This window comes from Verrucomicrobiota bacterium JB022 (genome assembly GCA_030673845.1).
Taxonomy (GTDB): domain Bacteria; phylum Verrucomicrobiota; class Verrucomicrobiia; order Opitutales; family Oceanipulchritudinaceae; genus WOUP01.
The window spans coordinates 104,051-125,530 of sequence record JAUTCQ010000003.1 but is presented as its reverse complement, the minus strand read 5'-3'; the positions used below and the strand labels follow the sequence as shown (position 1 = coordinate 125,530).

The 21,480-nt window shown below is 63.1% G+C and carries 14 protein-coding genes; 10 read left to right on the top strand and 4 right to left on the bottom strand.

The features are described 5' to 3' along the window. Window positions 1-229: 229 nt before the first annotated feature. The 5 genes from Q7P63_02190 (at window position 230) to Q7P63_02170 (ending at window position 4,301) form a co-directional block, all read left to right on the top strand. Complete coding sequence (locus Q7P63_02190) at window positions 230-589, top strand: hypothetical protein (protein MDP0498886.1); 360 nt, start codon at window positions 230-232, stop codon at window positions 587-589. An 82-nt stretch (window positions 590-671) separates the two neighbouring features. Continuing rightward, window positions 672-872 carry a hypothetical protein gene (locus tag Q7P63_02185; GenBank protein ID MDP0498885.1) on the top strand — a complete coding sequence of 67 codons (201 nt, stop codon included), beginning with the start codon at window positions 672-674 and terminating at the stop codon, window positions 870-872. Window positions 873-1,019: 147 nt separating this feature from the next. Next, window positions 1,020-2,084: a phosphate acyltransferase gene (locus Q7P63_02180; GenBank protein ID MDP0498884.1), complete on the top strand. Its 1,065-nt coding sequence runs from the start codon at window positions 1,020-1,022 to the stop codon at window positions 2,082-2,084. Between the two features lie 53 nt (window positions 2,085-2,137). Next, window positions 2,138-3,331, top strand: a complete 1,194-nt coding sequence (locus tag Q7P63_02175) for an AAA family ATPase (protein ID MDP0498883.1) — start codon at window positions 2,138-2,140, stop codon at window positions 3,329-3,331. A gap of 97 nt (window positions 3,332-3,428) precedes the next feature. Then, window positions 3,429-4,301, top strand: coding sequence for a tetratricopeptide repeat protein (locus tag Q7P63_02170; protein MDP0498882.1), 873 nt, complete (start codon window positions 3,429-3,431; stop codon window positions 4,299-4,301). Window positions 4,302-4,520: 219 nt separating this feature from the next. Here the strand turns inward: Q7P63_02170 and Q7P63_02165 are convergent, their stop codons facing one another. After that, window positions 4,521-4,880: a hypothetical protein gene (locus tag Q7P63_02165; protein ID MDP0498881.1), complete on the bottom strand. Its 360-nt coding sequence runs from the start codon at window positions 4,878-4,880 to the stop codon at window positions 4,521-4,523. Window positions 4,881-5,016: 136 nt separating this feature from the next. Here Q7P63_02165 and Q7P63_02160 point away from each other — a divergent pair, with 136 nt between their 5' ends. From Q7P63_02160 to Q7P63_02150, 3 genes are all read left to right on the top strand, one after another. After that, a complete protein-coding gene (locus tag Q7P63_02160; GenBank protein ID MDP0498880.1) occupies window positions 5,017-6,801 on the top strand; it encodes an ABC transporter ATP-binding protein in 1,785 nt (594 codons plus the stop codon). 93 nt (window positions 6,802-6,894) lie between these two features. Then, on the top strand, window positions 6,895-7,164 hold the full coding sequence (locus Q7P63_02155; GenBank protein ID MDP0498879.1) for an HPr family phosphocarrier protein: 270 nt from the start codon (window positions 6,895-6,897) through the stop codon (window positions 7,162-7,164). 639 nt (window positions 7,165-7,803) lie between these two features. Continuing rightward, on the top strand, window positions 7,804-11,442 hold the full coding sequence (locus tag Q7P63_02150; protein ID MDP0498878.1) for a hypothetical protein: 3,639 nt from the start codon (window positions 7,804-7,806) through the stop codon (window positions 11,440-11,442). 114 nt (window positions 11,443-11,556) lie between these two features. Here Q7P63_02150 and Q7P63_02145 read toward each other — a convergent pair whose 3' ends face one another. The 3 genes from Q7P63_02145 to Q7P63_02135 form a co-directional block, all read right to left on the bottom strand. Next, window positions 11,557-14,616, bottom strand: coding sequence for a PAS domain-containing protein (locus Q7P63_02145; protein MDP0498877.1), 3,060 nt, complete (start codon window positions 14,614-14,616; stop codon window positions 11,557-11,559). 99 nt (window positions 14,617-14,715) lie between these two features. Continuing rightward, window positions 14,716-15,822, bottom strand: a complete 1,107-nt coding sequence (locus Q7P63_02140; GenBank protein ID MDP0498876.1) for a response regulator — start codon at window positions 15,820-15,822, stop codon at window positions 14,716-14,718. Further along, on the bottom strand, window positions 15,819-18,158 hold the full coding sequence (locus tag Q7P63_02135) for an ATP-binding protein (GenBank protein MDP0498875.1): 2,340 nt from the start codon (window positions 18,156-18,158) through the stop codon (window positions 15,819-15,821). The genes Q7P63_02140 and Q7P63_02135 overlap by 4 nt, the downstream gene beginning before the upstream one ends. A gap of 86 nt (window positions 18,159-18,244) precedes the next feature. On the opposite strand from Q7P63_02135, the gene Q7P63_02130 reads away from it, so the two are divergent. Beyond that, entirely contained in the window at window positions 18,245-18,505 is a 261-nt protein-coding gene (locus tag Q7P63_02130) for a DUF2442 domain-containing protein (protein ID MDP0498874.1), read from the top strand. Window positions 18,506-18,621: 116 nt separating this feature from the next. Then, window positions 18,622-21,459 (top strand): valine--tRNA ligase, encoded by a 2,838-nt coding sequence (locus Q7P63_02125; protein ID MDP0498873.1) that lies wholly within the window; start codon window positions 18,622-18,624, stop codon window positions 21,457-21,459. The last annotated feature ends 21 nt before the right edge of the window (window positions 21,460-21,480 follow it).

Genomic DNA, 21,480 nt, shown 5'->3' with positions numbered 1-21,480 from the left:
GGATGGGGTGCGGATGAGCCGGGGTCGGGCTGGCCAGCGTAATGGGGGGGCACTGGCGGGCCGCACCTAACAACCTGCATGAGGCCTGCTAATAATAACGCATCTGCAGCTCGCACAGAATCCCTGAAACAAGGGAGAAAGCGTGGCAGGGACGCTAAACACGGTCATTATTGCGCAAAATGCCCGGCCTGGAGCGGCGGCGATTGACTCCCGGGCGGTTTCGGCGACAATGGTCCCCATCGGCACCCTACTTCAAGTCTGGTTGTGGTGGACGCTGCTCCTGCTGGGGCCGGAAGCAGCTCATGCGGAGCTTTCCTCTGCGCAAGGGCCTATCCTGTTGCCGGGAGCCTCCGACACGGCGGCCTGCGTGGCCCGGCAGGCGACTTGCAGCGAGCTGGGCACCGCCAGCAGCAAAACGGCCGAAGACGACTGGTTTGTCGCGGGAGGCGACGATGTATCGCCTGCCCAACGCCCTACCTGGGCGGCCCTGCCCGCCCAGCCGAGCACCTTTTTGGATGGCAGCCATCGCTGGCTGACCGATTGGCACAAGCGCGCCTGCCCGATAGTGGGGCCGCCGCACGCAGCATGACGACGGCGCAGCCCCGCCCGGCTGCAGTGCATAGGGCGCCTCACTGAAACCGGCGCCCTCAAACGTTAGAATATTCGTCATCATGATGCTGCATTTTGTAAAATCCATCTGGGAGAACCTGCGCGAGACCCCCATCGACAAGGAATACCTGCGCCTGCTCTACCGCCACTTGAGCGACCGCCAACTCCTGGCCGTCGAAGTCGAAGGGCTGAGCCGCGACGCGCGCGAAATCTGGCGCGCCGAGGTGTTCCAGCGTGGTCTCGCCCAGCCCTGCCGCGCATAAGCGGCCCTTCGTTCGCTAGCCCCTGCGCCGGTCTTCGGACAGGGGCTTTTTACATCTCGAAGATTCTCCCATGTACGACTTTCCACTTGAGACCGAGGGCCTTAGCCCACAGGCTCACCTCACCATTTTGTCTGCCGCCAATTACCGATGGGCCTCATAGACCAACTCCTCGGCAAGCTGCAGCGTCACCCCAAGCGTGTGGTCTTCCCGGAAGGGCACGACCCCCGGATCATCCAGACCGCGCGCCAGTTTGTGACGCGGCGTTGCGGCGTACCCGTCCTCCTCGGCGACCGGGCCGAGATCAAGGAGCGCGCACGGCGTCTCGACATCCGCCTCGACGGCATCCGCATCCTGGAGCCCGACCGGAGCGAAGACTTCGAGATCTTCCGCCCGATGATCGACCAGCATCCCAAGTATGCGGAGGCCACGGAGGATGAGAAGCGGAGCATCCTGCTCGACCGGCACAACTTTGCCGCGCTGATGCTGGAAAACCACCGCGTCGACGCACTCGTGGCCGGCGCCACCATGTCGGCCTCCAGCGGCCTGCGCTCGCTCTTCCGGTTTATCCCGACGCAAAAGGGCGTCAAGAGCGCCTCCTCGATGCTGATCCTCGACCAGGAAAACCCGAATTTCGGGCTCAACGGGCTGCTCTTCCTCGCGGACTGCGGCGTGATCCCGGAGCCGACGGTCGAGCAACTGGCCGACATCGCCGTCTCCACCGCGCGCATCGCCCACCACTTGACCAACGAGGAGCCTCGGGTGGCCATGCTGAGCTTTGCCACCCATGCGCAAAAGATCGTGCACCCGTCGATTTCCAAGATCCGGGAGGCGCGGGACATCGCGCGCAAGCGGGCCGACGCGCTGGGCCTGCGCTGCCAGATCGAGGGCGAGCTGCAGCTCGACGCCGCCCTGAGCCCGCTCGTGGCGGGCCAAAAGGGCCTGCCGGACGACCCGGTGGCGGGGCGCGCCAATGTGCTGGTGTTCCCCGACCTCAACTCTGGCAACATCGCCTCCAAGATGATCCAGCTGGTGGCGGGCGCCCGCACCTACGGGCAGCTCATCATCGGCCTGGACAAGCCTTGCGCCGAGATCAGCCGGGGCGCCCACGCCTACGACATCTTCGGGACGGCGGTGGTGGCCGCGTGCCAGTCCATCGACCGACGCCTGCTTTATTCCAACGATTCTGAAACCGTCCTTACTGAAGGTTCATGATGTCTTCCGGCGAAACGGCCCGCGATCCCAAGAAACCCAGTCCCACCACCTCCGTGGACACCGCTCGACTCAGCTATTACTCGCCGGACGGCGGGTTTCCGCGCCAGCCTAGCCAGGCGCTGCAGCTCACCCCGCTCAATCGCGAGATCCCCCGGCTCTTCGTGGCCGCCACCCGCCAGAACGACGGCAAGACCACGACCTGCCTCGGCCTCTTCAACGCACTGGAGCAGCACTTCAAGCGCGTGGCCTACATCAAGCCCATCGGCCAGCGCTTCATCGAGGTCGAAGGCCTGAAGATCGACGAAGACTCGTTTCTGCTCAACCACATCTACCGCGTGGAGGTGCCGATCGAGGCCATGAGCCCGGTCGCCATCGACACGACTTTTACCCGCCGCTACCTCGACGATCCGGAGAACATCCACCCGCAGCTCGTCGACCGCATTGTACGCGCCTTCGACCGTGCGACGTATGAGAAGGATGCCGTGATCATCGAGGGCTCGGGCCACGCCGGCGTGGGTGCCATCTGCGACCTTTCCAACGCCCAGGTGGCCCGACTGCTCGGGGCCAAGGCCGTGATCGTAAGCCGGGGCGGCATCGGCAAGCCGGTCGACGAGATCGCGCTGAACAAGAGCCTTTTCGACCGCTACGGCGTGGAGGTGGTCGGCGCGATCATCAACAAGGTGCTGCCCGACAAGCTGGACGTGATCGAGCACTACACCCGCAAGGCGCTGGAGCGCATCGGCGTGCCCCTGCTCGGCGTCATCCCCACCCAGCCGCAGTTGGCCGCGCCCAACCTCAGCCAGATCGTGGAAGAGGTGAATGGCCGCTGGCTCAATGCACGCGACACGGGCCGCCACGAGCGCATCAAGCAAGTCGTCGTGGGCGCGATGGCGGCCAAGGGCGTAGTCGATTACCTGCGCCCCGGCACGCTGATCATCACCCCGGGCGACCGCGACGACATCCTGCTCGCGACCATCGCCGCCGCTGGCATTTCCGGTCGCCGCCCGGTCTCGGGCGTCATCCTGACGCGCAACCTGCTGCCCCACCCCAAGCTGATGGAGATGTTCTCGCAGACGGAGGTGCCGCTGGTGATCAGCAGTGAGGAAAGCTACGCCGTGGCCTCCAAGATTCACTCGATGACGGTCAAGACGCAGCCGGAAGACGCCGACAAGATCCCGATCATCAAGGACTTGATCCACGACCACGTGCGCATCGACGAGTTGATCCCCCGCCTGCAACGTCCGTAGGCGCACTGGCGTTTATACAGCTACCCTCGCCTTCCCTGTCGCGCCTCGCCCTTGACGCGCGAGGGGAATCTGGCGTTGTTGCTGCTAGCTTGCCCGTATGAAGATCGTTTTTACCCTTCTGCTCGCCCTGGCCGGCGTCTGCCCCCTCCTCGCCAAAGACTTGCCGACCTGGGAACAGCTGCACCCGGTGCTCAATTCGCCGCAATGGCGCGAAGCCGAGCCGGCCGTGCAGGAACTGGCGGAGCAGCAGGATGCAGAAGCGTGCTATTGGCTGGCCCTGATGGCTCTGGCCCGGGGCGACGGCGAAGCCGCCGTCGACAACGCCAAGCTCGCAACCGAGCTGGACGCATCGAAGGCCCAATATTTTGCCACCCTCGGCTACGCCTACGTGGAGCGGGTCGACGAGGTGGGCATGATGCAAAAGATGGGGGTCGCGCGCGGCTTGCAGGCAGCCTTTCAGCAGACGCTCGCGCTCGACCCGAAGAATCAGGATGCATTGCGCGGGCTGCAGCAGTTTTACCTGCTCGCGCCGGGCATCGCCGGCGGCAGCAAGGACAAGGCCGCCAGCACGATGGAGCGCCTGCAGGAGCTTGATCCGCTGGAGGCCAAGCTGATGAGCGGCCTCACTGCCATCGAGCAGAAGCGCTTCGACGAGGCGCGCCAAAACCTGGACGAGGTCATCGCCGCCTCGCCGGACAACCCGCTGGCCTTGTATCAATCGGGCCGCCTCAGCGCCCTCTCCGGCCAGGAGCTCGACAAGGGCCGCCAGCACCTGGAGCACTACCTGGGTTTGCAACTGCCCATCGCCCTGATGATGCCGAGCGAAGGCGCCGCCCATTGGCGCCTTGGACAGATTCTCTCCGCTCTCGACCAGCATGAAGCCGCCCGCGCCAGTCTCGTGCAGGCCCGCGAACTCGAACCCGCCCTCAGCGACAGCGTCGAACGCGAACTCAAAAAGCTGCGCGGGTAGGCGAATGGGGCGGAAATTCTGACCAGAAAAGGCAGAGAAGAGGGTCAGGAAAGCAGGCGACAATCGAGATGATTCTGGATTCTCATTAAAACTCTATAAAGGGGTTTGGGATTATGCCCAATTCTATAAGAAGGGGAGACACCAGAGAACGGGGGAGCTTCCATCGCTTTCCTGACCCTCTTCTCTGCCTTTTCTGGTAAAATATCCCCTTCCGCTTCCCTACTCTTCTTCTTCTTCGCTGGGGGCATGGCGTTGCCATTGGAGGCGTTGCAGGTCGCGGAGGCGGCCTTCGGCCAGTTGGGTCCAGTAGCGCAAGGCGGCTTCGGGGGAGACGTTGCGCAGGTAGCGCTGGGGCTGGCTCGGGGTGTCGTCGTCTTCGTCGTCGGAGAGGTTTTCCCAGAGCAGGACGCCGCTTTCGTAGTAGCTGAGCGTCCAGCCGGTCGAATGGGTAAGGCTGACGTAGGGGTGTTCGCCAAAATCGGCATCCTCCAGCGACTCCAGCACCTCGCGCATCTGGTCCTCATCCGGGGCCATGTGCGATACGCCAAAGACATCCGTCGTGTGATAGGGCACGTCCATAACCCCACGTATTTTGTGGCCTTGCCCGTCGCACGCAACCGGGAAGCGCAGACTATTTTACCGATCGCGGCCCGGAGTTGGAGCAAATTGAGACCGATTCTTGCCATGGGGCCGAACAAGTGTTTGAGGTTAAAGGATGGACGAGGCTGAGCAGAAGAAATCCGGCAAGGTAATCTGGCGGGTTTCCAAATACCTTTTTCGCTATCCCGGGCTGTTTTGGGGCACCATGGCGCTGGCCGTGGGCATGGTCGGGCTGATGATCGCCGTGCCCAAGGTGGTCGAGGCGATCCTGCAGAACATTGCGGACACGCAGGACTATAGCGGGTTGATCACGGGAACCGTTATTATCGTCGCGCTCTATGTGGGCAGCGAAATCTTCAACGGCCTGCGCATCGCGATCAACAATACGCTGGAGCAGAAGGTGTTGCTGGATATGCGGAGCGATCTGCACCAGAAGCTGTTGCACCTGCCGGTCTCGTTTTACGACCAGCGCAAGAGCGGCGAGATCTCCAGCCGCGTGATCGAAGACGTGGCCTCGGTCGAGCGCGCGTTGCTGGATGGCACCGAACAGGGCAGCCAGGCGATCGTGATGTTGATCGGCGTCACGGCGATGCTCTTTTACACCAATGCGTTTCTGGCGTGGTTCGTCTTCCTGCCGGTGCCGCTGCTGCTGGTGATCGGCATTTTCTACGCGCGCAACTCCCGCAAGGTGTGGAAGCAGGTGCGCGAGTCGTCGGGCGACCTCAACAGCCTGCTGGTCGAAGACATCCAGGGCAATCGCCTGATCCAGACCTTCGCCCTGCAAGACCGCGAGAGTCGCCGCTTCAACGACAAGGCCGAGAGCCTGCGCGACGCCACCCTGCGCGCGATGTACCGTTGGGCGAAGTACAGCCCCTTTACCAACATCATGACGAAGCTCGGCACCGGCAGCGTGATCGCGGTCGGCGGCTACCTCATGATCAGCGGCGACGGCAGCTTTGGCATGCCGCAGCTGGTCAGCTTCCTCATGTATGCCAACATGATTTACCAGCCCCTCGGCCAGCTGCACGGCATCAACCACCTGCTGGCAGCGGGCAAGGCGAGCGGCGAGCGCGTGTTCGAGATCCTCGATGCGCCGATTGAGGTGCAGGAGCCGGCCGAGCCCAAGCCTTTCCCCAGCGGCAAGGTGGAAGTGCATTACGACAACGTCTCCTTTGCCTATCCGGGCCGCCCGGACGTGCTGGACAGCTTTGAGCTGACCATCCCCGCCGGCAAGGTGACGGCCCTCGTCGGCCACACCGGCGCGGGCAAGAGCACCGTGGCCAACCTCTCCATGCGCGCCTACGACGTGACGAGCGGCCGGATTTTGCTCAATGGCGTCGACATCCGCGACTTGTCGCTGAAGGACATCCACGGGCAGATCGGCCACGTGGCGCAAGACCCCTTCCTTTTTGAGGGCACGGTGAAGGACAACCTGCTGTTGGCCCGCCCGGAGGCGACCGAGGCCCAGATGCGCGCGGCACTCGAAGGCGCAGCGGCGTGGGATTTTGTGGAACGCCTGCCCGAGGGGCTCGACACCAACATCGGCGAAAAGGGCATCCGCCTCTCGCAGGGGGAGAAGCAGCGCCTGACCATCGCGCGCGTGCTGCTCAAGAACCCGCCCTTCGTCATCCTCGACGAGGCCACCGCCTCGGTCGACACGCTGACGGAGCGCCTGATCCAGGAGGCCCTCGAAAACCTCATGGCCGACCGCACCGTGCTTGTGATCGCCCACCGCCTCTCCACCGTGCGCAAGGCCGACCAGATTGTGGTGCTCGAGCGTGGCCGCATGATCGAGCGCGGCACGCACGACGAGCTGTGCGCCTTCGGCGGCCACTACGCGCGCCTCTGGTCCTACCAAAGGGATCTCATCCCTGAGGCCGAACCCGCCTACAATGAATGAAGGCTGCAGCCTCTGTACAATAATTTGACGTTGCTAAAGCGCGGCATGCATGCACGCTGTAGCCTCGAAAGTCGTCTCGCCTCGGTGACAGCCATGGAACATACCATTACACTAACGGTTAAGAACAAGATGGGCATTCACGCCCGCCCCGCCGCGATGATCGTCCGGATCGCCAACAAGTACCCGGCCGAAGTGTATGTGGAGAAGGACGACGAGCAGGTGAACGGCAAGAGCATCATGGGCTTGATGATGCTCGCCGCCGGCCAAGGCTCCAACCTGCGCTTCACCACCAGCGGGGAAGGCGCGGAGCAAATGTTGGCCGATCTGGCAGACCTCTTCGACCGCAAGTTCGAGGAAGCCTGAGCGCCTCCTGCCCTTCCATCGTTAAATTTTCCCAATGACGCAGCGCCGGTCTACCCACCGGCGCTGCGTCGTTTTAAACGGGTCACCCGCCCACCGGCCTGCAACCGACCACCCCAAACCGGCGGCCTTTCAGCACCCAGATGAGACCGATCAATCATTCTCGAAGGCCCTGGAACGTTACTTTGTCACCCACCACGCCCATTTTTCGTGCAAGAACGATTTTTTTGCATTTTTTAGGCGATTCGCAAGGTGCAGCTAGGAGATCAGCCCTATGCTAGGGTCAAATGCAAACTGCATCAGTTGAGATTTTATTCCGAACAGATTCATGCGTTCAGCCTGAAACAAACACCGACAAGGCGTAAGTCCTTCTACGTATTTTGGATTTTGCTTACAATTTATTAACAAATCCCCATTGCAGCATGCAAGTTGTTGCTTTTTGAGATTTTAGAATGCTCGATTCGATGCGCTTTAAGGGAATGAGGTGAATCCGAAAGAAAGGGAGAGCGGCTTTGACACCGCCACCACAGTTCCCCACGACAGACCCTTTCGGCTGAAGTGTGGGACGGACAGATTCCTCCTCCTCCTCCGCGACATACTATCATCATGATCCCGCGCATTGCAGCGTCACTGACCACCTTAATGCTAATCGCCCTGCCCGTGCAGGGGGCCACCGTTGGGTTGGAAGCACCGCAGCTTGATACCGCCTCCACTCAGGTGACCTGGACTTCTACGCCGGTTGGGACTTGCGAGCCCGAAGTGCTCCCCCTCTCCGGCAACGGCTACGCGCTCCGGTCCAGCGACTTTGGCACCAACTACCTTTCCACGCAAATCGACGGCCGCAAGGCCCGTCAGCTTTCCGCCGAATTCCGCTTCTCTGAAGCGGTGAACGTGCCCTACCGCGGCACTTCCCCCGGCCTGCGCCTCAAGTTCGGCAACGACGAGCTGATCGTGGCCTTCTCGCCCGACGGCCAGCGCATCCAACACGCCGGCGCTCTCGGCCAAAACTACGGTGGCCCCGGCTTTGTGCCCGGCCAGTGGTACAAGGTCGCCATCACCTGGCAAAACGACGGCCTGGAGCTGCAGTATTTCAACGAAACCGGCATGGCGCTGAACAGCCCGCAAAAGCTGGCCTTCAAGGATGCCGAGCAAGCTGCCCGCTGGATGGGCCAGGGTGAAGTGCGCCTCGGTGCCTTCAACCACCTCGCCAGCTGCAACGCCGGCGAAACGACGGTCCAGGTTCGCAATTACAAGCTGGAAGGGCTCGAGCCCGTGCCCGCCGCCGAAGAAATCAACGAGATCGCCTACGCTCACCCCGATCTGGTGGGGGTCGACGGCATGGTCCACGAATTCATCGACTTCGGCAAGCAGCTCAGCCGCACGACTTTCGACGCCGCCGACGGCGTCATCGGCCTCTACAACCCGGCCTACGCCACCAGCTTCTTCGAAGTGCCGGTCGACGGCAGCGCCGTAAAGAGCTTCAGCGCCGAGTTCCGCCTCTCCCACCCCGTCACGCTGAACAGCCGCACCCAAGGCCCCGGCCTGCTCGCCCGCTTTGGCTCGCGCTACATCTGGGTGCGCTTCACGGGCGACGGCCAACGCATCCAATGGGGCGGCACCGATGGCTCCCACTTCGGGGGCGTGCCCTTCAAGCCGGGCGTATGGTACCGCATCAACCTCAGCTTCTACGGCGACCGCATCGAGATCGGCTACACCGACGCCAATGGCCAAGCCCTCTGCAACCCCTTCGTGATGCCCTACCGCCAAGGCACCGGCATCGAAGACTGGCGCGGCCAGGGCGTGATCCAGGTCGGCAACTTCAATTCCGCCGCCACCACCGGCGACGGCCTCACCCGGGTGGAAGTCCGCAAGATCCAACGCGAAAACGGCACCAAGGTCACCTTCGGCACCAACTGGAAGAGCCGCCACATTTTTGCCCGCGACGAGCAGGCCCAGACGCTCAAGCTGAGCTACGACAACCTTTCCCTCTCCCGCCGCAGCGGCCAGATGACGGCCATGCTCGACGGGGTGCAGCTCGGCAAGCAAGCCTTTGACGCGGCAGCCCTCAGCACGACCCAAGTGGAGCTGCCCTTCGAGCCCGCCGACTTCAAGCCCGGCGAATACGAGCTGGAGCTGGTCATGCAGCTCAATGACGGCGCCACCGAGACGCTCAAGCTGCCCTTGACCGTCGCCCCCAGCCGCCACATCACCCAGCTGCCCTACGAGACCTGGAACCGCTTCGAGGTCGACCAGCTCGACTTGACCGCCAGCTGGGGCTTCAACCAGAACAAGATGTGGTCGAGCACCCTTTCGCTCCCCACGACCGAGCAGCTCGACCTGCACTTGGCCAAGGGCTTCATGCACGGCGGCCACCTCGGCTCGACCACCGGGCTCTTCAAGGAAGAAGTCGCGCAGCTGCGCACCCATGAGCAATTCCAGACGCTCGGCGTCAACGGTCAGGAGCTGGACCGCATCAACCCCTTTTCGCAGACCTACCACGACGTGATCGTCAACTACGTGCTCGACCAGTTGGGCAACGTGGGCGATCACCAAGCCTTCAACAACCTGCTCGTCAATACCGAGAAGAAGGAAGGCCCTCTCGCCTACAACCCCGAAGCCTTGGCCGACGCCCGCGCTCGCGGATACCTGAAGGCCAATGAGAACTTCCCCGCTGGCTTTACCACCAGCGATGTGCCCGAGCTCGACCTCAACCACCCCTCGGTGGAAAAGCCGGCCAAGGGCCTGATCTCGGCCAACAACCTGCACTACCGCACCTGGCTGTGGTGGAAGCGCCACGGCGGCTATCAGCCCATCCACAAGGCCTTGGGCGAAGCGATCGACCAGCACTTCCCGGAAGTGGAGATGACGGTCGAATTCGCCCCCGAAGGCGCCGACTGGCTCGAGTTCTGGTATCGCACCGGCGGTGGCGGCGAAAACGACCCGGTCTTCTACAACGGCCACATGGCAGACATGCGCTACAGCGCTCGCAAGTATGGCCACAAGAACTCCGCCCTGTTCCAGTTTGTGGCGAGCGAAGAGCCTCTCTCCCGCGCCATCTTCCGCGAATCGTTCTGGACAGTGTTCTCCAACCGCCCCGACCGCATGGGCCACTGGGGCACCGACCGAGCCCTCGACCCGAGCAACTCGCCCGAGCGCCAGGCCGCCTTCAACGAGCAGATCGCCGAAATGGAGCGCATGCAAGAGACGCTCGCCAAGCCCCTTTTCCCCGCCATCGCGAATACGGAGCGCCCCTACGCCAAGGTGGGCTTCATCAACAGCGAAGCAGCCTGGCTCTACCGTGGTGGCCGCGCCTCCGAATACATGCACGACTGGCGCAGCCAGGGCTTGCTGAAGTATCGTGAGCGTGCCCTCGCCCTCGCCAACATTCCCTGGGAGCCGGTGCACGACAGCGACGTCCGCGAAGGCGCCCTCGAAGACTTCGACGCCGTCTTCGTCCTCGCCACCGAGGTGCTGCCCGACGACGTGTTCGCCAAGCTGAAGACCTTCGCCCAGAACGGCGGCACCATCTTCATGGACAAGAAGGCCCGGGACACTTTCCCCACCCTGCCGAACACCCAAGTGGTCGATCCTGACTTCTTCGTGATCGACAACCAGTCCCGCTGGTGGCCCACCCAGCATGATGCCCGCATCATCAGCGACTACTACAAGGCCGCCCAAGTGCTGCGCAGCGCGTTCTTCAAGGCTGGCTTCCGCCCCGACGCCTGGGTCGACACCACTTCCGCCGTGGTCAATGAACTGCGCGATGGCGACGCCCGCTACGTCTTCGTAGTCAACGACCTGCGCACCGACACTTCCGCCCAGGCCGACGGCATCGCTCAAACCACGAACCTGCACCTGAAGGTGAACGGCAGCGTGAAGGTCTACGACCTCCTGCAACGCAAGACGCTGAGCCATACCACCAACAAGGATGGCACCATCACGATCAAAAACCTGCAACTCGGCAAAGCCGATGGCCGCGCCCTGCTCGTGGTGCCCTACACCCTCGACATTCCCAGCCTCGCCGCCCCGTTCATCACCGCTCGTGGCGACCAGAATACGATCCAAGTGCTCTGCAACGGCAAAGGAAGCGTGCCAGTCGAAGTCAAGATCGTCACGTCCGACCTTCAAGAGCTCGATGGATCCGGCTACTACGCGGTGCAAGATGGCAAGCTGGCCATCCCCTTCACCGTCCCGGCCAATACCAACGACCGCGTGGTGCAAATCATGGTGCGCTACGTCCACTCCGAAAGCTGGAACCGCCGCATTCTTTATCTGAGATAGTAGGTGACCTGAGGAGGAGGTCCCGAGCCCGCTCGGCCACATGGCCGAGCGGGTTTTCCGTTTTAAAGGAGAAGAAGCCGGGCCACCCCGAGGCTGATGTCAGCTGGCCCTGCTCTACTGGCCCGCCGCGAGGCGGCGGAGCACATCCACGAGCTTGCGGGCGTTGATCGGCTTGATGAGGTGCTCGTCGCAGCCGGCCTGGAGGCACTTTTCGCGCTCACCCTGCATGGCGTGGGCTGTCAGGGCCACAATAGGGCGCACAAAGCCGTTGGCCCGCAGGCGGCGGCTGGCCTGGTAGCCATCCATCACCGGCATCTGCATGTCCATCACCACGAGGTCGGGCTCCTTGCGAGTGACCTCGTCGACGGCCTGCTTGCCGTCCTGCGCGATGCGGACGTTGGCCTCGGCGCGCTCCAGCAGGCGGCAAACCAGCTCGCGCGTCTCCCGCCGGTCGTCGACCAGCAGGATTTCGACGCCGCTCAACGCTGCGGAACGCTCCGTTTCTTCGGTCTTGGTGCCGCCGGCAGCGGGCGTCGCCGTCTCGCCTTCCGCCAACTCTTCGGGGATCGGCACACAGACAGTAAAGGTGCTGCCTTGCCCGATCTCGCTGGTAAGGTGGATGCTCGCGCCCAGCAGATCGGCCAGGCGGCGCGAGATGACGAGCCCGAGCCCAGTGCCCCCGTATTTGCGGGTGACGGAGGGGTCGCCTTGCGAGAAGGGCTGGAAGAGGCGCTCTTGCTGCTCTTCGCTGATGCCGATGCCGGTGTCTTCGATCACAAAGCAGAGGCAATCGTCTTCGCGGCGGAAGAGGCGCAGGGCCACTTCGCCTTTCTCGGTAAACTTGATCGCATTGCCCACGAGGTTGAGCAGGATCTGGCGGAGGCGGGTCGGGTCGGTCTCGATCTGCGCCGGCAGGTTGTCGCCCAACTCCAGGCGCAGCGGGAGGCCTTTTTCCACCGCAGTGGCATTCATGAGCGATATTACGCTCTCCACCAGCTCCAGCGGGCTGACGAGGCGGAGGTTCAGCTCCACCCGACCGGCCTCGATGCGGGAGAGGTCGAGGATGTCGTTGATCACCTGCACGAGGTGCTCGCCTTCCGTCCGGATCGTCTGGAGGAAGTCCTGCTCCGTCTCACCGCGTACCATCTGGGTCAACAACTCGGTATAGCCGAGGATGGCCGTCATCGGGCTGCGGATCTCATGGCTCATGTGAGCAAGGAATTCGCTCTTGGCCCGGTTGGCCCGGTCGGCTTCCTCCGACTTCACACGCAGGTCTTCCTCGCTTTGCTTGAGCGCCGTAATGTCGACCCCCGTGAGCGCGAAGCGGGGGCAGTCCATCGTGCCGGAAGCAATCTGGTTGAGGCTGCACTGCAGCCACTCCTTACGGCCCCAGCGGTTGATCTGGTATTCAAACTTGAGGGGCTTGCCCGAGCGGGCACAGAGGCGCATCGTGCGGATCCACCAGTTGCGAATCTCGTCGTCGACCCCCATCTCGCTGCTGCTGCTGCCGACCATGGACTCCGGGGGCCGTCGATAGAAATTGGCCATGTGCTGGTTGACCAGCAGATAGTGGAAATCGCTTTCCCGCAGCTCCATCACCGCGAGGTAGACTTCGTTGCCTTCGAAGAAGCCATGCAGCGTTTCCTCGGTTTCGCGGAAGTCCTGAATGTCGGTCGCGGTGCCATACCAGGTGATGCTGCCTGTTTCCTGGTCGATTCGGGGCAGGGCGCGGCTGAGGTGCCAGCGGTAGGAGCCGTCGGCCATGGCCACGCGGTGCTCGCACTGGTAGGGCTCGCGGGTGGAGAGGGCGTGTTGCCAGGCATCGCGGGTCTCCCCCATATCGTCGGCATGCACGATGGGCTCCCATACCCAGTTGCCGGGGCTTTCTTCGCGCAGGCCTTTGTATTCCTGGGCTCGTACGTTGTAGTACGTGACGCGACCATCGCCTGCAGCCGTCCATACCAACTGAGGCATAGCGTCCGCCAACTGGCGGTAGCGTTCTTCGCTCGCCCGCATAGCCTCTTCTGCCTCCTTTTGGTCCGTAATGTCAATGTTAACCCCGATCATTTTCTGAGGCTTACCTTCCTCATCGAAAAAGACGGATGCGCGGGCCGCGAGCCAGCGGGTGCCACCGTCGGGCATGACAATGCGAAACTCGACGTTCATCTCGCCGGTCTTGAGGGCGTCGATCGCAGCGGCTCGCGCATATACCCGGTCGTCGGGGTGCAGGCGGTCTTCCCAGTCTTTGAATGCGCCGGGGAAGCCGCCGGGCTCGAAGCCGTAGAGCTTTTCCAGCTCGGGCGACCACTGGTCGTCGTCGTTCACCACGTCCCAGACAAACGAGCCGAGCTTGGCCACTTCGTTGCTGATGCGCAGCTGGGCTTCGCTGTTGCGCAGGGCGTTGAGGTGGCGCATACGTTCGGTGACATCGAAAGCCACACTGACGCCCCCCTCGACCTCTCCCGCAGAGTTGAAGACGGGCGCGGCGCAGTTGAGCACGTAACAGGGCTCGCCATCGCGCGCCGGGCGGACGTGGAGCAAATCGTTGACGACGGGCCGGCTCTCTTTCACGGCCCGGTAGATGGCCCATTGGCTGGGCGCCACAGGCTCGCCGGTGTCGACAAAGGTGGCCTGCCGCTGCGGAAGGGGTTGCCCTTCTTCCAGGGCATCGCCCCAGATCCGGCGGGCTTCCTGATTGCAGCGCAAGAGGTTGAACTCTGCATCGACGATAATAGTCGCGACGGGAAAGGCTTCGAGCAAGGCGTCGAGCCGGGCATGGGCCACATCGAGGCTGCGCTGCTGGAGGTGGTGGGCCGTTTCGTCGAGCATCACGCCGCGCAGGCTCCCGTCGGGCTGCACTTTCGCGCGGAGCAGGACAACGTGAGGCCTGCCCTGGGCGTGGTAGCGGCAGCGGTGCTCCACCAGCGCGCCCGCCTGCTCGCCACAGACGTAGGCAATCCACTTGTCCAGGGCCTCCCCGGCGGCGGGCTCAAAGTGCGAGCGCCAGTCGTCGGTGGTCAAGGTGGTGTGGCCACCCGTCAATGCCGCAGCCACCGCGTCGAAGGTCCAGCGATCTTCGGCAGGCTGGAAGCGGAAAATGGGCACGCGGGCCAGCGCCAGCAACTCCTGGGCAGGACCGGACTCCGGTGCGGTGGAATCGCTCGGCGTAAACATGGATCAAGCAACTGCAATTATGGCGGCGAACTACACTATTGCAAGCGGGACCGGCGACATTCGGCCGTGCTCGCTCCACACGTTACCCTGGTACGTAATCTAGGACTTGCGCGGTAAACAAAGCGTGAATGCGCTCCCCTCCCCCAACTGTGAGGCGATCTCGATCCTGCCGCCGTGCCGAGCTGCAAACGATCGGCTGAGCTGGAGGCCGAAGCCGCTCCCGGCCCGCTCGATCGTATCTTGCGGGATCACGGGCCCGTTCTGGCGCAGTTGTGCCACCTGCTCTTCGCTCATCCCCGGCCCTTCGTCCTTGACGGTGATGCACAGAAAATCGGGCTCGTCGCGGCTCTGGAGCCAGATGCGGCTGCCCGGCTCGCTGAACTTCTGCGCGTTGTCGAGGAAGTTGCGCAGGATGGCGAAGACGAGGTCGAAGTCGCCATATACGTCCAGCTTGGCAGGGATTTCGTTGATCAGCTCGAGCTGGTGCCGTGCGAGGTGCATCTCGGCAAAGAGGTGCAGCTTGGAGCTGAGCTCGTCGAAGCGGAAGGTGATGGGCTGGTAATCGGCCTGGCGCATCTCACGCATCCCCCAAGTCAGGAGATTGTCGAGGAAGAGGTGAGTTCGCGCCAGCTCCTGCCCGGCGATCTGGCAGAGCTCATGGTAGTTGGGCTCGAGCTTGACCTGGTGCGTCACCACATCGATCAGGCTGATGCTGCTGGCGAGGCGGTTGCGCAGGTCGTGGGCGAGGACGGAGAAGAAGGTCTGCTGGTTTTCGGTCAGCTCGCGCAACGAATCGTTGAGGGCGTCGCGTTCGCGGACCCCGTGCTTTACCAGCAGCTGGTTTTGCACCCGCGCAATCAGCTCGCGGCCGATGATGGGCTTGGTCACGTAATCGTTGGCGCCCACGTCGAACGAGCGCATGATGTCGTTGAGCGAGTTCTTGGCCGAGAGCATTACGACGGGCAGCTCGAGCGCGCTATGGTCCTCGCGGATGCGGCGGCAAGTTTCCCAGCCGTCGATCCCGGGCATCATGATGTCGAGCAGCACGAGGTCGGGTTTTTCTTCGTCGAGGATGTCGAGTGCGTGAAACCCGTTGCCGGCGAAAAGCGGGGCGTGGCCGTGTTCGATCAGGTGGCCGGCGATGACACGCTGGTTCTCCACATTGTCGTCCACGATCAAGATGCAGCTGGAGGTAACTTTGCTCATGGCGTCGGGTCTTTCAGCTCCTGCTGGAGCCAGGTCAGCGTCTGGCGGATCTGCTCCAGCTCCAGGCGGTCTTTGGCTTGCTGCAATTCATCCCCCAGGCGGCGCAAGTCGGCATGGATATGCTTCACGGCTTGCAGCAGGTGGATCAACTGGTCGAGCAGGCGAAAATCGAGGGTGCGCACCAGCCGGTCCATATCCGGCAGGCCTTGGGCGTTGACGATGATCTGGCGGGCGGTGGAGGCAAGGTGAGCGCGCTCGACGCCTTCCGCCGGGCCCATGCCCTCTTCTGCCAGCTTGCGGAAGAAGTCGCGCAACAGCTGCGCCACCTGCTCCAGCGAGACAGGCTTGGGGATCTTGGCCACCACATTGGGGAGCCGCGCGATGGAGACCTTTTCGATCTGGTAGGTGGCGCTGTTGATGATCACCGGGCAGGTGGGGATCTCTTCGCTTTGCAGCATCGTCTCGCAAAACGTGACCCCGTCCATCTGCGGCATCGAAAGGTCGAGGAAGATCAGCGCGGGGGGCGACTGGCGAACTTTGTCCAGCGCATCACGCCCGTTGACGGCTTCGTAAGGCGAATAGCCGAGCTGATTGAGGAAGTTGACCAGCAGGTAGCGGTTACTGATGTCGTCGTCGACCACGAGGATGCGCTCGCCATTACCCTGTCGGGCAAAGTGCTGATGCTTCTTGCGTGGGCGCGGGGCAGAGGATTCGCGACGGGCCACGCGCAGGTTGGGCAGCGAGATGTGGAAGGTGCTGCCCCTCCCTTGCTGGCTATCGAGCGTGATCTCCCCCTCCATCAGGAGCACGAGGCGGTGGCAGATGGCGAGCCCCAGCCCGGTGCCGCCCGCCTTCACATCCTGCTCGCGGTGCAGCTGTACAAACGGGGAAAAGATCATGGATTTCTTCTCATCCGCAATCCCGATACCCGTGTCTTCCACCGCCACGCACAGGTGCACCTGGTCGGACTCCTCGCCGTCCTCAAATTGCACGCTCAACCTCACATGCCCCTTCACGGTATACTTCATCGCGTTGCTCACGAGGTTCACGAGCACCTGCTGGAAGCGCGCATGGTCGAGGTAAACCGTCGGCACCGTTTCCGGGAGCACGATGCTGAAGTCGAGTCCCTTGTGGGCCATTTGCAGCGAGAAGATGCTCTCCAGCTCCATCATCAGCTCGCGCAAGTCCACCGGCACGGGGCTGAGCTCGATTTTGCCCGCCTCGACTTTCGACAGGTCGAGCAGGTCGTTGATCAGGTTGAGCAGGATGCGCCCGCTGTTGGTGATCGACTGCAGGTAGCGGCGCGCCACCGGCTCGTTGACCCGTTGCGCAAGTAACTCGCTGAAGCCGAGGATGGCGTTCATCGGCGTGCGGATCTCGTGGCTGACGTTGGCCAAAAAGCTGCTCTTGGCCTGGTTCGCTTCCTCGGCGCGGCGGCGGGCTTCGTTAAGGTCTTGCTCGATCTCCTGGCGCTCCAGCGTATTGGCCACCCAGCGGCTCATCAGGTTGATAAACTCGACCTCCAGCGCGGTGAAGGGCGTTTTGCGGGGCTGCGAGCTGGAAAAGTTGAGCGTGCCGATCACTTTGCCGCGCCGCCGGATGGGCACCCCCACGTAAGATTCGAGGCCAAAGGCGGCATAGCAGGGGTGGCCCTGGAAAATCGAGTTTTGGGCGTGTTCGGTGTAAGTGATCGTGCCACGATCGAGGGTCAACTGACAATAAGTCTGCTGCAGGGGGAACTCGGCCCCCGGCTGGAGCTGGTCGCTCTCGTCGTAGGTATAAAGAACGCGATAGGAATTGCCCTTGATCTCGCTGATGATGCCCATGGAGAGGCCCAGCGAAAGCGTGCCCACCCGCAAGGTCTCCGTCAGCTGCGCGGCAATGTTCTCGGCATCCTGCGAGGCGGCCTGGTAGAGCAGCTGCATGCGCTCGACCTGTTTTTGCCAGGCCAGGCGCTGCTCCACACGCTCGGTGATCACCTCGGTATACATGATCATGCCCCCGATCTCGCCCGTATGGTCGTCGTACCAGGGGTCGAGCTCGAACTTCACCCACACCGTGCGCCCGTCGGAGCGCACAAAATAGTCTTCATCGCTGCGCAGCGCTCGCCCGCCCAGACACTCGCGGTGGATCTGCTTCCAGCGCTCCGGCACCTCGGGAAAAATCTCGTAATGGCTGCGCCCCGCCAGCTCCATATTCTCCGGCAGATTGTAGTCTACCAACCACCGCTGCGTGTAGGCGATGTAACGCATCTCGCGGTCGAACACAGCCACCGCCGCCGGTATCCGCTGGACGAAACGGACGAGTTGCTCGCGGTTGAGAAGGGAAAAAGCCATGGGCAGACACCGAACGACGTAAAACCAAGACATCGTTAACTGCTTGGCGATGCGGCGTCAACGATGGGCTGCAAGGGAGGGGAAGGTTGCGATCTCAAACGATTAAAACAGCCTGCCTCCATGCCCTTTTTACACGTGATAGATGCACGCTATGCGAGTGGGCACCGCGTGGAGCTTCGCTTCAACGACGGCTCATCCGGCGTGGCCGACCTGAGGTCAAGGACCTCGCCTACTTTCGAGAGTTTCACCTTGAGGGGCACACGCTTGCCTGGCCAAACGGCGCCGACTTTGCGCCGGAGTATCTGCACGGGCTCATCCAGGCGGAAGCGTCGACCGAAGCTTCCTAGCCCCCTCCCCGCGTCTTTTCCTTTGACTACCGGGGGCTGCGCTGGTGATTTTCGATCCTTTGCGGTCGACACGAGTGGTGCGGCCGCGCCTTCGATTCTTCAGTTACCAGACGGCCATGCCTGAACTCGCCAAAGCATACGACCCCTCGCAGGTGGAAGACAAGTGGTACGCTGCCTGGGAGCAGCAGGGCGCCTTCGCGGCGCACGTTGCCCCCGACAAGCAGCCGCACACCATCATGATCCCGCCGCCCAACGTGACGGGCATGCTCCACATGGGCCACATCCTCAACAATACGTTGCAGGACATCTTTACCCGCCGCGCGCGCCTCGAAGGCAAGGAAGCCCTCTGGTTCCCCGGCACCGACCACGCCGGCATTGCCACGCAGACGCGCGTCGAGAAGAAGCTGCGCGAGCGCGGCCAGCACCGCCGCGACCTCGGGCGCGAGAAGTTCCTCGAAGAGGTGTGGCAGTGGAAGGAAGACTACGGCGGCATCATCCTCAACCAGCTGCGCAAGCTGGGCGCGTCCTGCGACTGGAGCCGCACGAGCTTTACGCTCGACGAAGGCTACTCCAAGGCCGTGCTGACTTCGTTTGTGGAGCTCTACCGCCGCGGCTACATCTACCGCGGCCTGCGCATGAGCAACTGGTGCCCCGTCAGCCTCACGGCCCTCTCCAATGAAGAGGTGATCATGAAGCCGCAAAAGGGCTTCTTCTACAAGATGCGCTACGAGCTGGTTGAGCCGGCCACCGGCGCCGACGGCGTCACGCGCACCCACCTCGAAATCTCGACCACCCGCCCGGAGACGATCATGGGCGATACGGCTGTCGCCGTGCACCCGGAAGACGAGCGTTACCAGCACCTCGTCGGCAAGATGGTCTGGCGCCCCTTCCCTCGCGAGCCCATCCCCGTCATCGCCGATGCGGCGGTGGACAAGGAGTTCGGCACCGGTGCGCTCAAGGTGACGCCCGCCCACGACCAGGTAGACTTTGAAATCGGCCAGCGCCACAACCTGCCGATCATCGACGTGCTCAACCCCGACGGCACGATCCACGAGCGCGCAAAGATCTTCGTGGGTATGGACCGTTTCAAGGCCCGCAAGGCCGCCGCCGAAGAGCTGGAAAAGCTGGGCCTGCTGATCGAGAAGGAAGCCTACGAAAACAACGTGGGCTTCTCCGAGCGTGCCGACGTGCCGATCGAGCCCCGCCTCACGATGCAATGGTGGCTGCGCTACCCCAAGGTGGCCGAAGCCAAGCGCGCAATCGAAGCCGTCGACGCCAACGGCCAGCCGCTGCTCCGCTTCCACCCGCAGCGCTGGGCCAAGACCTACCTGCACTGGCTCGACACGATGGAGCGCGACAACATCGACTGGTGCGTCAGCCGCCAGCTCTGGTGGGGCCACCGCATCCCCGTGTGGTACAAGAAGGGCATCGACCGCAGCGCCCTCACCGAGCAGGACTACGCCAACGGCAAGCTCGTCCACGTCTCCGTCGAAGGCCCGGAAGATCCCGACAACTGGGAGCAGGAAGAAGACGTGCTCGACACCTGGGCCTCGTCCTGGCTCTGGCCGCTGGCCAACTTCGGCTGGCCCAACGCCACCGGCGAACAACAGCAGGAGCTGGATTACTTTTACCCCACGAGCACCCTCGTGACGGGCTTCGACATCATCTTCCTGTGGGTCGCCCGCATGGTGATGGCCGGCCTCGAGTTCAGTGGCGAAGGCAAGACCGAGCTGACGGATGCCGAGATCGCCAAGCGCCTGCCCTTCCGCGACGTCTACATCACCGGCCTGATCCGCGACGGCATCGGCCGCAAGATGTCGAAGAGCCTCGGCAACTCGCCCGACCCGCTCGACCTCATCGCCGCCTACGGGGCCGACGCCCTGCGCTACGGCATCGTCAACATCGCCCCCAAGGGCCAGGACATCCGCTTCGAGTTTACCGAGGCCAAGGGCGACCAGCCCATCCAGTCCCCGTCGGTCGAGCTGGGCCGCAACTTCTGCAACAAGCTGTGGAACGCCTGCCGCTTCCGCCAGATGAGCGGGTCCGCGAGCGACAATTCCGGCCTCGGCGCCATCCTGCGTCGCATCGAGCCCTCCAAGCTCGACCGCTACGACCACTGGATCCTGCACCGCCTGATCCAGGCCACGCAGAACATCGCCGACGCCTTTGGCCGCTTCGAGATGCACCCCTACCCGCAGGAGCTCTACGCCTTCTTCTGGAGCGACTATTGCGACTGGTATGTAGAGGCCTCCAAGACGAAGCTGCGCGACGAGGCGACCAAGGGCACCGTGCTCGCCATCCTCGACTTGTGCCTGCGCCAGACCTTGCAGCTCGCCGAGCCGCTGATGCCCTTCATCGCCGAAGAACTGTGGCAAGAGCTGGGCTATGTGGGCAAGGGCCAGCGCTTCCTGCAAGACAGCCGCCTCTGCTCCGCCGAACAGCTCCGCCGCGAGCTGGCCGGCACCGGCATCGTGGTCGACAGCGCCGCCGCCGCCCAAGTCGAGCAGGTGAAGGAGTTCATCACGCAAGCCCGCGCCCTCAAGGCCGGTTACAACGTGGCCAACAAGCGCGACGTGTCCCTGCGCTACCTTGCGGAAGACCCGGCGCAGCGCCAAGTGGTGGAAGACAACCTCGCCACCATCCTCAACCTGATCCCCGCCGGCGAGATGCCCACCCTCGACCAGCGCCCCGACGGGATGCCTGCCACCGTAACGAGCCTCGGCACCATCTTCCTCGACCTCGCCAGCGCGATCGACGTCGCAGCCGAAAAGGAACGCCTGGGCAAGGAACTGGCCAAGCTCGAAAAGGGCATCCAGTCCGGCGAAGCCAAGCTGAACAACGAGAAATTCGTCTCCAGCGCCCCGGCCAACATCGTCGAAGGGGCCCGCGCCCAGCTCGCCGAAACCAAGGCCAAGAAGGAAGAGATCGAGCGCCTGCTCGCCAGCCTCGGCTAAAGCGATTCCTCAGGCCTCGCG